Origin of the sequence: Streptomyces sp. cmx-4-9, assembly GCF_046548835.1 — a bacterium.
Lineage (GTDB): Bacteria > Actinomycetota > Actinomycetes > Streptomycetales > Streptomycetaceae > Streptomyces.
Map to the genome: position 1 here is coordinate 796,315 of NZ_JAEBEE010000001.1, position 14,115 is coordinate 810,429.

A 14,115-nucleotide genomic window follows, 5' to 3' on the forward strand; every position below is an offset into this window, starting at 1 on the left:
CTGCTCTCCTTGTTGGGCCTGAAGCTTCTTAGGGGTCTGGGGGCGACCCCCAGGAATCTTCTGCAAGTTCTGCACGGCCCAACCGGGCCGCTAGGAATGCGTTGTTCTATTGGTGGGGCTGGTCAGCCGGCCATGCGGCGGGACGCCTCGGCGAGGCGGTCCGCGATGGTGCCGTCGATGACCTCGTCGCCGACCCGCACCGAGATCCCGCCGAGGACCTCGGGGTCCACGTCCAGGTTCAGGTGCATCTGGCGGCCGTACAGCGTGGCCAGCACCGCGCCGAGACGCTGCTTCTGCAGGTCGCTGAGCGGAATCGCACTGGTCACGGTGGCGACCATGCGGTCACGGCGCTCGGCGGCGAGCTTGGAAAGGGACTCCAGTCCCGCTTCCAGGCTACGTCCACGCGGCAGTGTGACAAGACGGATCACCAGACGCTCGGTGACCGGGTTCACCTTGCCGCCGAGCAGGCTGCGCAGCAGCTCGCTCTTGGCGGCGGTGGTGGCCGCACGGTCGGTGAGCGCGGCGCGCAGCTCGGTGTTCGAGGAGACGATCCGGCCGAAGCGGAAGATCTCGTCCTCGACGTCGTCGAGACCGCCGGCCTGCTGGGCCGCCGTGAGGTCGGCGGTGGCCGCCAGCTCCTCCAGCGAGTCCACCAGGTCACGGGACTGCGACCAGCGGGACCGGACCATGCCGGACACCAGGTCGGAGGTCTCCCCGCCGACCTGGCCGCCGAGCAGCCGTCCGGCCAGCTCGGCCTTGGCCTCGCCGGACTGCGCCGGGTCCGTGATGACCCGACGCAGCGAGACCTCACGGTCGAGCAGCGCGGTGACGGCAGCCAGCTCACCGGCGAGCTTCGCCGCGTCGACGGACGTGTTGTCCGTCAGCGCGTCGAGACGCTCACGCGCGGAGGCCAGTGCCTCGCGGCTCGCTCCGTTCATCGGGCCGCCTCGGCCTTCTCCTCGAGCTCGCTGAGGAAACGGTCGATCGTGCGGCTCTGTCGGGCGGCGTCCTCAAGGGACTCGCCGACGAGCTTTCCGGCCAGGTCGGTGGCGAGCTTGCCCACGTCCTGACGCAGCGCCTGAGAGGCGGCCTTGCGGTCGGCCTCGATCTGGGCGTGGCCGGCAGCGATGATCTCCTCACGCTGCCGCTGGCCCTCTGCGCGGAGTTCTTCCTTCAGCGCAGTGCCCTGCTCCAGCGCTTCCTGGCGCAGGCGCGCGGCCTCGTGCCGGGCTTCGGCGAGCTGGGCCTTGTACTGCTCCAGGACGCTCTGGGCCTCGGTCTGAGCAGCTTCTGCCTTTTCGATACCGCCCTCGATCGCCGCGTGGCGCTCGTCCAGAACCTTGTTGATGTTCGGGAGGAGCTTCTTCGCGAGGAAACCGAAGACGATGACGAAGGCGATCAGACCGATGACGAGCTCGGGGATCGGCGGGACGAGGGGGTTACCCGGCTCCTCGGCCGCGAGAACCAGGAGGTTCACATCAGTGCCTTTCGTCGATTCGGACTAGTCGTGGAGTTCGTCTTAGTAGACGAACGGCATGACCAGGCCGATGAGGGCGAGCGCCTCACAGAAGGCGAAGCCGAGGATCTGGTTGGCGCGGATCAGACCGGCAGCCTCGGGCTGACGGGCAAGAGCCTGGGTGCCGTTACCGAAGATGATGCCGACGCCGACGCCCGGGCCGATCGCCGCGAGACCGTAACCGACGGAGCTGAGGGAACCTTCGACGGCAGCAAGGGTCTGGGACATGCCAGTTCTTCCTTCTCTTTCATGGACCGGTGGGGGTTGGCCACCGGACGATTCGGGGGGTTGCGGAGCGGACTCGCTCAGTGGTGCTCGGCGAGCGCGCCCTGCAGGAAGCTGCAGGCCAGGAGTACGAAGACGTACGCCTGAACAGCCTGGATGAACAGCTCGAACGCGGTCATCACGATCACCATGACGAACGAGACGCCCGCGTACGCGATGCCGATCCCGTTCAGGAGGTACCAGCTGGCGATGGTGAACAGCAGCAGCAGGGTGTGACCCGCGAACATGTTCGCGAACAGTCGGACCGCGTGGGTGAAGGGGCGGACGATGACGTTCGAGAAGAACTCGATGACCATGACCATCGGCAGGATCGCACCGAGGGACTTGTCGTAGCCCGTGAGGTTCTTGAAGCCGCCCACGAGTCCGTGGCGCTTGAAGGTCACCGACATCCACATGACGTAGATGATCGCGGCGAGGCCGGCCGGGTACGCGATGACGGCGGTCACCGGGAACTGGGCGAGCGGCACGATCGACCACAGGTTCATGATCCAGACGAAGAAGAACGTCGCGACCATGAAGGGGACGTACTTCTCGCCTTCCTTCTTGCCGAGCGTCTCGTAGACGATGCCGCGGCGTACGAAGTCGTAGCCCGCCTCCGCGACCATCTGCAGCTTGCCCGGGACGACCTTCGGCTTCCGGAACGCAGCCCAGAAGAAGCCGACGATGACGACCGAGCCCAACAGGGCCAGCAGCATCGTCTTGTTGAAGTACAGGCTGCTGTCCGCGTCACCGAAGATCGGCTTGAACAGGAACGAGTACAGGGTCGGGCCCGGGAAGCCGCAGCCAGTGCCGTCTTCGAAATGACAGTTGATATCGAAGGCGAGCGTCATGTCAGCAGCACTCACCGCAGGGCTCCTTCAGCGTGGCGCATAGGTACGGCAACCTCGTTGTGTCGGCGCGGCGTGCAGCCGCGGTTCGGCACTGGACTGGTGTAACGGATGGTGGGGCGGCAGTCAGGCATCGAGCCTCGCGATGGGACAGGCGTCAGCTCAGATGCCCGCGCCCGCAGTGCCGCAGTTGGCACCGGACGATAGCAGGATCTCGAACGCCCACTTATCCCGGCCCTACCCTTCACGACTTCGGCCCCGGATTGTCGGGCTTGTCGCCCTTCACCGAGTCCGGTTCGACGTACAGGATCTTGGCCTTCATATGAGCACGCGTCTGTGCGCCGATCCACACCAGGGTGGTGGCGACGAGCGTGATCGCGAAGGCCTTGGGGTGGAACAGGGTGGTGTTCTTGAACGCGGCGAGAAAGACGAAGAGCAGCAGGATCTGGGCCGCGTAGAGCATGAGCCCCATGGCCTGGAAGAGATGCGGAAGTGATTTCGCCGTGCGCTGGAGAACCACGAATCCGATGCCCATGAACACCATCACGACCAGCGTCGCGACGACGGCTCCGACAGCACCCTTGCCTCCGACGACCAACGCGCTGATCACTGCGGCGAGAGCGCCGGCGACAGCCGTGGGTACGGCGGCTTGCAGGAGGAATCGGACGTCATCTGACCGCATGGCGGTTTGCTCCGCGTGGTGGTGGGGGCAAGGGACTCGTACGGGACGAGCGTAAGCCCGGTCCGAGTTCGAACCTCGGGCCAATGGACCGTCGCACTACGGTCCTTCGGCTCTGTCGCCGGGTTTAGTGAACGGTATCACAAACTATTTGATGAGAGCTTTACCTGGATGGTGTGCTGACTGTCACACATGAGAGGGACCCTGCGCGTGTGTGCGCGACAGTTCACCGATTTGTCTGGTAAAGGGATTCCGTGTCCGACATGCCCCTCGCGTGTCAGCGAGCGGATCCGGCCTTACGCCGGTCGGGGAAGCGCGAACGGGGGCCCACGGCGGTCGCCCCGTTGACGCCGGAGACTCCGGCCACGATCGGCCGGGCGGGCGCCGGCTCGGTGCCCGGTGCCTCCAGGACGGCCGCCTCGGCCGCCGCCTCCGCGGCCCGCCCCGCGTGCCGGTAGCGCGGCGGCACCAGCCCTTCCGCCCAGCGCGGGGCGCGGGGGGTGAAGCGCGGCAGGAGCAGCAGGACCAGCCCCAGCGCGCTGAGCGCGGCGATCGCGAGCACGATCCACATCGAGGCGGAGTGCACCGAGTACGCCACGGCGCCGAAGGCGATCAGTCCCGACCAGAAGTACATGATCAGGACGGCCCGGCTGTGCGAGTGCCCGAGCTCCAGGAGCCGGTGGTGTAGGTGTCCGCGGTCGGCAGCGAAGGGCGACTGGCCCTTCCAGGTACGCCGCACGATGGCCAGGACCAGGTCGGCCATGGGGATGGCGATGATCGTCAGCGGCAGCAGCAGCGGGATGAAGACCGGCAGCATCGCGTGGGTGGCGTTGCGCTCACCGCCCGCGAACAGCGCCATCGCGTCCGGGTCCACCTGCCCCGTGATGGAGATGGCGGAGGCGGCCAGCACGAGCCCGATCAGCATGGAGCCGGAGTCGCCCATGAAGATGCGCGCCGGATGCATGTTGTGCGGCAGGAAGCCCAGGCACATGCCCATGAGGATCGCGGCGAAGAGCGTCGCGGGGGCGGCCTGCTCGATGCCGTAGCCGAACCAGAGGCGGTACCCGTAGAGGAAGAACGCCGCGGCGGCGATGCACACCATGCCGGCGGCCAGGCCGTCGAGCCCGTCCACGAAGTTCACCGCGTTGATGGTGATCACGACCAGGGCCACGGTGAGCAGGTTGCCCTGCCACTGGGTGAGGGCCACCGTGCCGATGCCCGGGACCGGGATCCACAGGATGGTCAGGCCCTGGATCACCATCACGCCGGCGGCGATCATCTGGGCCCCGAGCTTGATCAGGGCGTCGATCTCGAACTTGTCGTCCAGGACGCCGATCAGCCAGATCAGGGCGGCGCCGGAGAGCAGCGCCCGCGGTTCGTTCGACAGCTCGAAGACGCCGTTGAGGTTCTTCAGGTGGTCGGCGACGAGCAGGCCCGCGCACAGACCGCCGAACATCGCGATGCCGCCGAGGCGGGGGGTGGGTTCGCGGTGCACGTCGCGGGCACGGATCTCCGGCATCGCCCCGGCCGCGATTGCGAACTTCCGCACGGGCCCGGTGAGCAGGTAGGTCACCGCGACCGTGACGCAAAGCGTCAGCAGATATTCACGCACGGGCTGCCCCAGATGTATCGCCGGCCATCTCAGCCCCACACATTAGCTGCGATGTCCCCTCCACCGAGGACGCCGGGTGGCCGGATCCCGGTTGCACTACGACCTACTTGTCCCGATTACACCTCGTACGGGGGAAATTCGCTGACCAGCCCGTTGACCTCGGCCCGGGTTTTCGCCGCTTCACCCTGCAGCGCCGCGGCGAACAGGGCGCCGAGGGTCCGCATCTGCGCCTCCCCCATGCCCTGCGTGGTCACGGCCGCGGTGCCGAGCCGTACCCCGCGCTGCTCCCCGTACGGCAGGGCGCAGGTGTCGAGGACGATGCCTGCGGCGGCCAGCCGGCCGCGCGCGGTCGGGCCGTCCAGGCCCAGCGGCGCCGGATCGGCGGTGATCAGATGGGTGTCGGTGCCCCCGGTGGTGACCACCAGCCCGTGCTCCTCCAGCGCCCGCGCCAGGACGCGGGCGTTGGCGACGACGCGGTGGGCGTAGGTGGTGAAGGCCGGGGCGGCGGCCTCGCCGAAGGCCACGGCCTTCGCGGCGATGGTGTGCATCTGCGCGCCGCCCTGGGTGAAGGGGAACACCGCCCGGTCGATCCGCTCGGCGTACTCCGCCCCGCACAGCACCATCCCGCCGCGCGGCCCGCGCAGCACCTTGTGCGTGGTCGCGCAGACGACGTCGGCGTACGGGACGGGGCTGGGCGCCGCTCCGCCGGCGACGAGGCCGATGGGGTGGGCGGCGTCGGCGATCAGGTAGGCCCCGACCTCGTCGGCGATCTCCCGGAACGCCGAGTACTCGGGGTGGCGGGGGGAGGAGATGGAACCGCAGACGATCGCCTTGGGGCGGTGGGCGTGCGCGAGCTCCTGCACCTGCCCGTAGTCGATCAGCCCGGTCTCCGCGTCCACCCCGTAGCCGATGAAGTCGAACCACCGGCCGGAGAAGTTCGCGGGCGAGCCGTGGGTGAGGTGGCCGCCGTGCGCCAGCCCCATCGCGAGCACCGTGTCCCCGGGGCGCAGCAGCGCGGCGTAGGCGGCCAGGACGGCGGAGGACCCCGAGTGCGCCTGCACATTGGCGTGCTCGGCCCCGAACAGGGCCATGGCCCGTTCCACCGCGAGCTGCTCGGCCAGGTCGGCGTACTCGCAGCCGCCGTGGTGGCGGGCGCCCGGGTACCCCTCGGCGTACTTGTTGGCGAGCGGCGAGGCGAGGGCGGCGAGCACGGCGGGCGAGGTGAAGTTCTCGGCGGCGCTCAGTTGGAGGGTGCCGGCCTGCCGCTGCCGCTCCCCTTCGAGGATGTCGGCCAGCTGCGGGTCCTGGCGCCGCAGGAGGTCCGCCGGCTGCTCGGTGGTGACGGTCATGGCACGACTCCCCGCGCGGTGGGTGTACCGGGTAGCCCCACCATATTCCCGCGCTCCGGCTCGCGCCGCCCGGGCTGCGGCATCCGCGCGGCCTGTGCACCGGGCCGCCCGCTCGGGCCCTCGCCGCGCCCGCCTTCAGCGCGCGGCGGTGACGCCCGTCAGGGCCGTGACCACGGGGTCCAGCGCCTGGTTGATCTCGTCGCCGATGGAACGGAAGAAGGTGATCGGCGCCCCGTACGGGTCGTACACCTCGTCGGCGTCCGGCGAGGGCGCCAGCAGCCAGCCGCGGAGCGCGGCGGCGGCCCGCACCAGGGCGCGGGCCCGCTGCGCCATCCCGTCGTCGAGCGGGGGCAGCGTCGCGGGGTCTATGGCGCGCACCAGCCGGGTGAACTCCTTCAGGGTGAAGGTCCGCAGCCCCGCCGAGTGGCCCATCGAGATGACCTGCGCCCGGTGGTCGCGGGTCGCGGTCAGCACCAGGTCGGCCCGGATGACGTGCTCGTCCAGCAGCTCGCGGCCGGTGAAGCCGCTCGCGTCGGCCCCGAAGTCCGCCAGCACCGCAGCCGCGTTCGCCTCCATCGGGGCGCCCTCGTGGCCCCAGGTGCCGGCGCTCTCCACGATGAGGTCGCCGGTGGCGAGGCCGCCGAGGCGGTGCGAGAGGGCGTGCCGCGTCAGCCGCTCGGTGATGGGCGAGCGGCACACGTTGCCGGTGCTGACGTGGAGTATGCGGAAGGGGTCTCCCCCGGACGCCGCCGGGAGGTGGTCCCTTGCTATGCCACGCCCCTCAGGGCTCACGGGGCGACCTCGAGGTCGGGTACGACCTCCCGCAGCTGGTCCGCCGTGAGGGCGCCCTCGCGCAGCAGGACCGGCACCTTCCCGGTGACGTCCACGATCGACGAGGGCTGAATGCCGGGGGTCGGCCCGCCGTCCAGGTACACGGACACGGAGTCGCCGAGCATCTCGCGCGCCGCGTCGCAGTCCTCGGGCGCCGGGTGGCCGGTCAGGTTGGCCGAGGACACGGCCATCGGGCCGACCTCGGTGAGCAGCTCGATCGCGACGGGGTGCAGGGGCATGCGCACGGCCACGGTGCCGTGGGTGTCCCCGAGGTCCCACGCCAGCGACGGCTGGTGCCGGGCGACCAGTGTCAGCGCGCCCGGCCAGAAGGCGTCCACGAGCTCCCAGGCCTGCTCGGAGAAGTCCGTGACGAGGCCGTGCAGGGTGTTCGGGGAGCCGATGAGCACCGGGGTGGGCATACCGCGGCCGCGCCCCTTGGCGGCCAGCAGGTCGCTCACCGCCTCCGGGCTGAAGGCGTCCGCGCCGATCCCGTAGAGGGTGTCGGTGGGCAGCACGACGAGCTCGCCGCGGCGCACGGCGGATGCGGCTTCACGCAGGCCCGTCTTGCGGTCCGTCGCGTCGTTGCAGTCGTATCGCCGGGCCATCAGCGGGCCTCCTCAAGCAGCAGGGGGGTGACGGGAAGGGGCGCGCCGGTCACGGCAGTGCCTTGCGGGCGGTCGCGAAACGCGGCCGGTTGTTGAGGTCCGGGTGGTCGGCGGCGTCGGCCCAGCCCCGCTCCTCGGCGAAGATCCACGGCACCTGGCCGCCCTGGGTGTCGGCGTGTTCGATGACGACGATCCCGCCGGGCCGCAGCAGGCGGTGCGCGGTGCGTTCGATGCCCCGGATGGTGTCGAGGCCGTCCTCGCCGGAGAAGAGCGCCATCTCCGGGTCGTGGTCGCGGGCCTCGGGGGCTACGTACTCCCACTCGGTCAGCGGGATGTACGGCGGGTTCGAGATCACCAGGTCGACCTGGCCGTCGAGCTCCGGCAGCGCGCTCAGCGCGTCGCCCTGGTGGACGCCGACCCGGGAGCCCTCGGCGTTCTTGCGGGTCCACCGCAGGGCGTCCTCGGACAGCTCCACCGCGTGCACGCGCGAGCGCGGCACCTCCTGCGCCATGGCCAGCGCGATGGCGCCGGAGCCGGTGCACAGGTCCACGATGAGCGGTTCGACCACGTCCATCGCCCGGACGGCCTGTATGGCCCAGTCCACGACCGACTCGGTCTCGGGCCGGGGCACGAACACCCCGGGGCCGACCTGGAGCTCCAGGTACCGGAAGAAGGCGCGGCCGGTGATGTGCTGGAGCGGCTCGCGGGCCTCGCGGCGGGCGATCGCCTCCCAGTAGCGGGCGTCGAAGTCCGCGTCCTTGACGTGGTGCAGTTCCCCGCGCTTGACGCCGTGCACGTAGGCGGCGAGCTCCTCCGCGTCGAAGCGCGGTGAGGGCACGCCGGCGGCGGCCAGCCGCTGGGTGGCCTGGGCCACCTCGGCAAGCAGCAAGTTCACGCTGGTCCTCCGGGCTGCTGTCGTACGGGGGGTGGTGCGGGTGCGGTGCGGGTGTACGGGTGTGACCGGTGCCTCGCGGCCGTGCTGCAGGGCCCCGGTGCGGGGCCCTGCGGGCCGGTCTACTGCGCGGCGGCGAGCTTGGCCGCGGAGTCGGCGTCGACGCAGGCCTGGATCACCGAGTCGAGGTCGCCGTCGAGCACCTGGTCCAAGTTGTACGCCTTGAAGCCGGTGCGGTGGTCCGAGATCCGGTTTTCCGGGAAGTTGTACGTGCGGATCTTCTCGGAGCGGTCCACGGAGCGCACCTGGCTGCGGCGCACGTCGGAGGCTTCCTGCTCGGCGGCCTCCTGGGCCGCGGCCAGCAGCCGCGAGCGCAGGATGCGCATGGCCTGCTCCTTGTTCTGGAGCTGGCTCTTCTCGTTCTGGCAGGAGGCGACCACACCGGTCGGCAGGTGCGTGATGCGCACGGCCGAGTCGGTGGTGTTGACGGACTGGCCGCCGGGGCCCGAGGAGCGGTACACGTCGATGCGGAGGTCGTTCATGTTGATCTCGACCTCGACCTCCTCGGCCTCCGGGGTGACGAGCACGCCGGCGGCGGAGGTGTGGATGCGGCCCTGGGACTCGGTGGCCGGAACCCGCTGGACGCGGTGCACGCCGCCCTCGTACTTCAGGCGGGCCCACACGCCCTGGCCGGGCTCGGTGGCGCCGTTGCCGCCCTTGGTGCGGACGGAGACCTGGACGTCCTTGTAGCCGCCGAGCTCGGACTCGGTGGCGTCGATGATCTCGGTCTTCCAGCCCACGCGCTCGGCGTAGCGCAGGTACATGCGCAGCAGGTCGCCGGCGAACAGCGCCGACTCGTCGCCGCCCGCTCCGGCCTTGACCTCCAGGAGCACGTCCTTGTCGTCGCTGGGGTCGCGCGGGACGAGCAGCAGGCGGAGCTTCTCGGTGAGCCCCTCGCGGTGCAGCGTCAGCTCCTTGGCCTCGGCTGCGAAGTCCGGGTCGTCGGCCGCGAACTCCTTGGCCGTCTCGATGTCCTCGGCAGCCTGCTTCCAGGCGCGGAAGGTGGCCACGATCGGGGTCAGCTCTGCGTAGCGCTTGTTCAGCTTGCGCGCATTGGCCTGATCCGAGTGGACCGAAGGGTCGGCGAGCCTCTTCTCAAGATCGGCGTGCTCGCCGATCAGTTCCTCGACCGCCTCGAACATCGGGGGCTCCTGTAATAAAAAAGTACGGAAGGACTGCACGGGTGCCGTGCCGGGACGACGACAAAGGCGCCGGTCCGGCCGCCCCCGAGTGGACAGGGGGCGGCCGGAGACCGGCGCCTGGGTCGCGCTACTTCTTGGCCGCACCCTTGCCGAAGCGAGCCTCGAAGCGGGCCACGCGGCCACCGGTGTCGAGGATCTTCTGCTTGCCCGTGTAGAACGGGTGGCACTCGGAGCAGACCTCGGCACGGATGGCACCGTTGGTCAGCGTGGAGCGGGTGGTGAACGACGCGCCACAGGTGCAGCTGACCTGGGTCTCGACGTACTCGGGGTGGATCTCGCTCTTCAAGGTGTCTCCTAGATTCGGGAGGGCGCCGGGTCGCAGGAGCCGAATTGCGCACTGCGTGAACCGGGGCCGACAGACCAGTCTGCCAGGACCGGGCTGCCTGTCAAAATTCTGAGGACGCCTCCCTCAACGGGAGGGGGCCGGCATCTATTCCGGCCCCCCTGCGATCCGGTGCGGACCGCCGGGCGCTACTGGACGATGCCGCCGGCCGTGCCCTTGTCGCCCATGGAGTTCTCGGTGGCCTCGGGCGGGATCGGCCGGTCCGCCAGCAGGGCGTCCCAGACCAGTGCGGACTCCTTGGTGAGGGGCGCCACACGGTCGGTGTCGCGCGGGTCCGGGCTCACCGGCAGCGTGATCATCTGCATGTCCTGGGCGTCGATGCCCTGCAGGCCCTGGGCGAAGCCCATCAGCGACTTCACGTCGCCCAGGGTCTTGTCGGTGGTGAGCGCTTTGGTCGCGGAGTCGGCGAGGTCCAGCAGTCGCTTGGGGTTGTCGAACAGGCCGATGCTCTTTACCTGCTTGATCAGCGCCTTGATGAAGGCCTGCTGGAGCTGTATTCGGCCCAGGTCGCTGCCGTCGCCCACGCTCTTGCGGGTCCGGACGAGGCCGAGGGCCTGCTCCCCGTTGAGCTTGTTGGGGCCGGCCGCGAGTTCGAGGTGGCTGGCGCCGTCCTTGATCGGCTTGTTCACGGTCACCTCGACGCCGCCGAGGTTGTCGATGATCTTCTTGAAGCCCGTGAAGTCGACCTCGATGTAGTGGTCCATGCGGATCCCCGACATCTTCTCGACGGTCTTGACCGCGCAGGCGGCCCCGCCGACCGTGTAGGCCTCGTTGAACTGCTTGCGCGTCCCGCCGGGGTCGGTCTTCCCGTTGCCCGTGGTGCAGGAGGGACGGGCGGTCATGGTGTCGCGGGGTATCGATATGACGCTGGCCTTCTGGTGGCCCTCGTACAGGTGGACGATCATCGCGGTGTCGGAGCGGGCGGAGCCGCCGTCGTCGCGGCCGTACTCGCCGTTGGCGCCGCCGCGGGAGTCCGAGCCGAGGACCAGGATGTCCATCGACCCGTTGTCCACGTTCTCCGGCCGGTCGGTGCCCAGGGCCGCATCGATGTCGACGGTCTTCAGGTTGCCGTTGAGTGTGAAGTAGAAGTAGCCGAGGCCCGCACCGCCCAGCAGGACCACGCCGGCAGCGCTCCATGCGGCGATGACGAGGGCTCTGCGGCGCTTGGCCGGCTTCCGTCGCCGGCCTGCGGCCCGGCGGCCGCCGCCCGTCCTGTCCTGGCTCATGCTCTCCTCAGTCCTGGGGGGTCCGGCCCGCGGTCGCCGCGGGCCGTCTGCTGCGCACCCTGTGGTCCTCTGACACAGACGGCCGAACGCCCCCCAGGGTTCCACGGCAGCCCTTGTGCCCCGTCCGGCGCGTTCGCACCGGCCCGCGTCGGCGCTCCCGGACGGCCCGGCGCCCACCTGCGGCTTTGCCGGGGGCGTACCGGCGCGGGGGCGCAGGTCCCGCGGGGTGTGTGTGGCGAAGCTCCCGCCGGGCCGGGCCGGGCCGCGGTCCGGTCCCGCGGGCACGCGCCGCGGCCGGTACGAGCACAGCCGCCCCCGCCGCGGGTGCGGCGGGGGCGGCTGTGTGCAGGCTGCGGGAGGTCAGTCGTCGTTCTTGCCCGACGGCGTCGTCTTCGCGATCTGCATCAGGAACTCGGCGTTCGACTTCGTCTGCTTCATCTTGTCGAGCAGCAGCTCGATCGCCTGCTGCGAGTCGAGCGCGTGCAGCACCCGGCGCAGCTTCCAGACGATGGCGAGCTCCTCCGCGTTGAGGAGGATCTCCTCCTTGCGGGTGCCCGACGGGTCGACGTCGACGGCGGGGAAGATCCGCTTGTCGGCGAGCTTCCGGTCGAGCTTGAGCTCCATGTTGCCGGTGCCCTTGAACTCCTCGAAGATCACCTCGTCCATCCGCGAGCCGGTGTCGACCAGCGCGGTGGCCAGGATGGTCAGCGAGCCGCCGTCCTCGATGTTGCGCGCGGCACCGAAGAAGCGCTTCGGCGGGTACAGCGCGGTCGAGTCGACACCACCGGACAGGATGCGGCCGGAGGCGGGGGCCGCGAGGTTGTACGCACGGCCCAGGCGGGTGATGGAGTCCAGCAGGACGACCACGTCGTGACCCAGCTCGACGAGGCGCTTGGCGCGCTCGATGGCCAGCTCGGCGACGGTGGTGTGGTCCTCGGCCGGGCGGTCGAAGGTCGAGGAGATGACCTCGCCCTTCACCGACCGCTGCATGTCGGTGACCTCTTCCGGACGCTCGTCGACCAGGACGACCATCAGGTGGCACTCGGGGTTGTTCGTGGTGATCGCATTGGCGATCGCCTGCATGACCATGGTCTTGCCGGTCTTCGGCGGGGCCACGATCAGGCCGCGCTGGCCCTTGCCGATCGGCGACACGAGGTCGATGATGCGGGTGGTCAGCACGCCCGGGTCGGTCTCCAGACGGAGCCTGTCCTGCGGGTAGAGCGGGGTCAGCTTCTGGAACTCCGGCCGCCCGCGGCCCGATTCGGGCGCCATCCCGTTCACCGAGTCCAGCCGCACGAGGGCGTTGAACTTCTCGCGGCGCTCGCCGTCCTTGGGCTGGCGCACGGCACCGGTGGTGTGGTCGCCCTTGCGCAGGCCCGCCTTGCGGACCTGGGCGAGGGAGACGTACACGTCGTTGGGGCCGGGCAGGTAGCCCGAGGTCCGGATGAACGCGTAGTTGTCGAGGATGTCGAGGATGCCCGCGACGGGGATCAGCACGTCGTCGTCGGCGACCTGCGGCTCGTTCGGAGCGAACTCGTCACGGCCGCGGCGGCCCCGGCGGTCGCGGTAGCGGCCGCGGCGGCCACGGCGGCCGCCCTCGTCGTCGAAGTCGTCCTGGGGGCCGTTGTCCTGACGGTCCTGACGCCCCTGCTGGCCCTGCTGCTGACGGTCCTGGCGGCCGCCCTGCTGCTGGCGGTCCTGGCGGTCGGCGCGGTCCTGGCGGCTGCCGCCCTGACCACCCTGCGCGCCCTGGCCCTGCTGGGCCTGCCCGCCCTGACCCTGGCCGCCCTGGCCCTGGTCGTCGGCCTTGGCACCGCGGTCGCGGCGGTCGCGCTGGCGCTCGCCGCGCTCGGCACGGTCACCGCGGTCACGGCGGTCGCGACGGCCGCGGCCCTCGCCGTCCTGGCCCTGCGCCTGTCCGGAGACGGCGGCCTTGTCGGCGGACGCCGGGGCGGCTGCCTCGGCCTCGGCCTTGACCGTCTCGGTCTTCTGCTCCACCTGGACGGCGGCGGGGGCCGAGGCCTCCGGGCTGCCGGAGGGAGCGGTGGCACGGCGGCGGCGGCGCTCGCCCGCCGGGGCCTCCTCGGCCTCGCCGGTGCGGGCGGGGTTCCCCGCCGGCTGGCCCGGGATCTCGATCTGGGCCTGGGTGGCCTGCTCGGCGGGCGCCGGGGCGGCGGCCTCACCCGTACGGGCCTTGCTGGTGGCGCGGCGCTTCGGCTTGGCCTCGGCGGCGTCGGCGGCCGGGGCCGCGGCGGCGGCCTTGGCGGCGCTGCCGCCCTGCGCCTCCTTGATGACCTCGATCAGCTGGCTCTTGCGCATCCGCGCGGTGCCCCTGATACCGAGGCCCGACGCGACCTGCTGCAGCTCGGCGAGGACCATGCCGTCCAGGCCGGTGCCGGAGCGGCGTCGCCGTCCCGGGGCAGCCGCGGCGCCCGCGGCAGGAGCACTGGCGTCGACGTTGGTGTCGGCAGCGCCCATCAGATCGGTGGTGTCGCTCACGAAGGGTCCTTCCCTGGAGCGGACGTCGGCCTGTCTGGCTCGGCGACCGGTTGTGCTGTCCGACGGCGATCCGTGACCTGGTGAGTCGTGGACCGCAGCCGGGGCGGTGGTCCGCCGATAGAGATACGGCGGAGAGAAACGTGCATGAGTGGTTCCGGCGAGAAGCCCCCGAGCTGGAAGCGTGGGAAT

General features: G+C 70.5%; 14 protein-coding genes. All 14 read right to left on the reverse strand.

Annotated elements, in window-relative coordinates:
- Positions 1 to 122: 122 nt before the first annotated feature.
- Complete coding sequence (locus ACLJTM_RS03740) at positions 123 to 938, reverse strand: F0F1 ATP synthase subunit delta (protein WP_411101869.1); 816 nt, start codon at positions 936 to 938, stop codon at positions 123 to 125.
- Positions 935 to 1,477, reverse strand: a complete 543-nt coding sequence (locus tag ACLJTM_RS03745) for a F0F1 ATP synthase subunit B (protein WP_411101870.1) — start codon at positions 1,475 to 1,477, stop codon at positions 935 to 937. The genes ACLJTM_RS03740 and ACLJTM_RS03745 overlap by 4 nt, the downstream gene beginning before the upstream one ends.
- 42 nt (positions 1,478 to 1,519) lie before the next feature.
- On the reverse strand, positions 1,520 to 1,744 hold the full coding sequence (atpE, locus tag ACLJTM_RS03750; protein WP_030545783.1) for an ATP synthase F0 subunit C: 225 nt from the start codon (positions 1,742 to 1,744) through the stop codon (positions 1,520 to 1,522).
- Positions 1,745 to 1,821: 77 nt separating this feature from the next.
- Complete coding sequence (gene atpB / locus ACLJTM_RS03755; RefSeq protein WP_411102269.1) at positions 1,822 to 2,631, reverse strand: F0F1 ATP synthase subunit A; 810 nt, start codon at positions 2,629 to 2,631, stop codon at positions 1,822 to 1,824.
- Between the two features lie 241 nt (positions 2,632 to 2,872).
- Positions 2,873 to 3,310: a hypothetical protein gene (locus ACLJTM_RS03760; RefSeq protein WP_411101871.1), complete on the reverse strand. Its 438-nt coding sequence runs from the start codon at positions 3,308 to 3,310 to the stop codon at positions 2,873 to 2,875.
- 274 nt (positions 3,311 to 3,584) lie between these two features.
- A complete protein-coding gene (locus ACLJTM_RS03765) occupies positions 3,585 to 4,931 on the reverse strand; it encodes an MraY family glycosyltransferase (RefSeq protein ID WP_411102270.1) in 1,347 nt (448 codons plus the stop codon).
- 104 nt (positions 4,932 to 5,035) lie between these two features.
- Positions 5,036 to 6,268, reverse strand: coding sequence for a serine hydroxymethyltransferase (gene glyA, locus ACLJTM_RS03770; protein ID WP_411101872.1), 1,233 nt, complete (start codon positions 6,266 to 6,268; stop codon positions 5,036 to 5,038).
- A gap of 135 nt (positions 6,269 to 6,403) precedes the next feature.
- Positions 6,404 to 7,060, reverse strand: coding sequence for a protein-tyrosine-phosphatase (locus tag ACLJTM_RS03775; protein WP_411101873.1), 657 nt, complete (start codon positions 7,058 to 7,060; stop codon positions 6,404 to 6,406).
- Positions 7,057 to 7,704 carry an L-threonylcarbamoyladenylate synthase gene (locus ACLJTM_RS03780; RefSeq protein ID WP_411101874.1) on the reverse strand — a complete coding sequence of 216 codons (648 nt, stop codon included), beginning with the start codon at positions 7,702 to 7,704 and terminating at the stop codon, positions 7,057 to 7,059. The genes ACLJTM_RS03775 and ACLJTM_RS03780 overlap by 4 nt, the downstream gene beginning before the upstream one ends.
- A 49-nt stretch (positions 7,705 to 7,753) precedes the next feature.
- Positions 7,754 to 8,599: a peptide chain release factor N(5)-glutamine methyltransferase gene (gene prmC, locus ACLJTM_RS03785; protein ID WP_411101875.1), complete on the reverse strand. Its 846-nt coding sequence runs from the start codon at positions 8,597 to 8,599 to the stop codon at positions 7,754 to 7,756.
- Between the two features lie 119 nt (positions 8,600 to 8,718).
- Entirely contained in the window at positions 8,719 to 9,798 is a 1,080-nt protein-coding gene (gene prfA / locus ACLJTM_RS03790; protein ID WP_411101876.1) for a peptide chain release factor 1, read from the reverse strand.
- A gap of 127 nt (positions 9,799 to 9,925) precedes the next feature.
- Positions 9,926 to 10,144 carry a 50S ribosomal protein L31 gene (gene rpmE, locus ACLJTM_RS03795; RefSeq protein WP_069921957.1) on the reverse strand — a complete coding sequence of 73 codons (219 nt, stop codon included), beginning with the start codon at positions 10,142 to 10,144 and terminating at the stop codon, positions 9,926 to 9,928.
- A gap of 185 nt (positions 10,145 to 10,329) precedes the next feature.
- Positions 10,330 to 11,427, reverse strand: coding sequence for an LCP family protein (locus tag ACLJTM_RS03800; protein WP_411101877.1), 1,098 nt, complete (start codon positions 11,425 to 11,427; stop codon positions 10,330 to 10,332).
- 360 nt (positions 11,428 to 11,787) lie between these two features.
- Positions 11,788 to 13,926, reverse strand: a complete 2,139-nt coding sequence (gene rho, locus ACLJTM_RS03805) for a transcription termination factor Rho (RefSeq protein ID WP_411101878.1) — start codon at positions 13,924 to 13,926, stop codon at positions 11,788 to 11,790.
- Positions 13,927 to 14,115 lie beyond the last annotated feature (189 nt).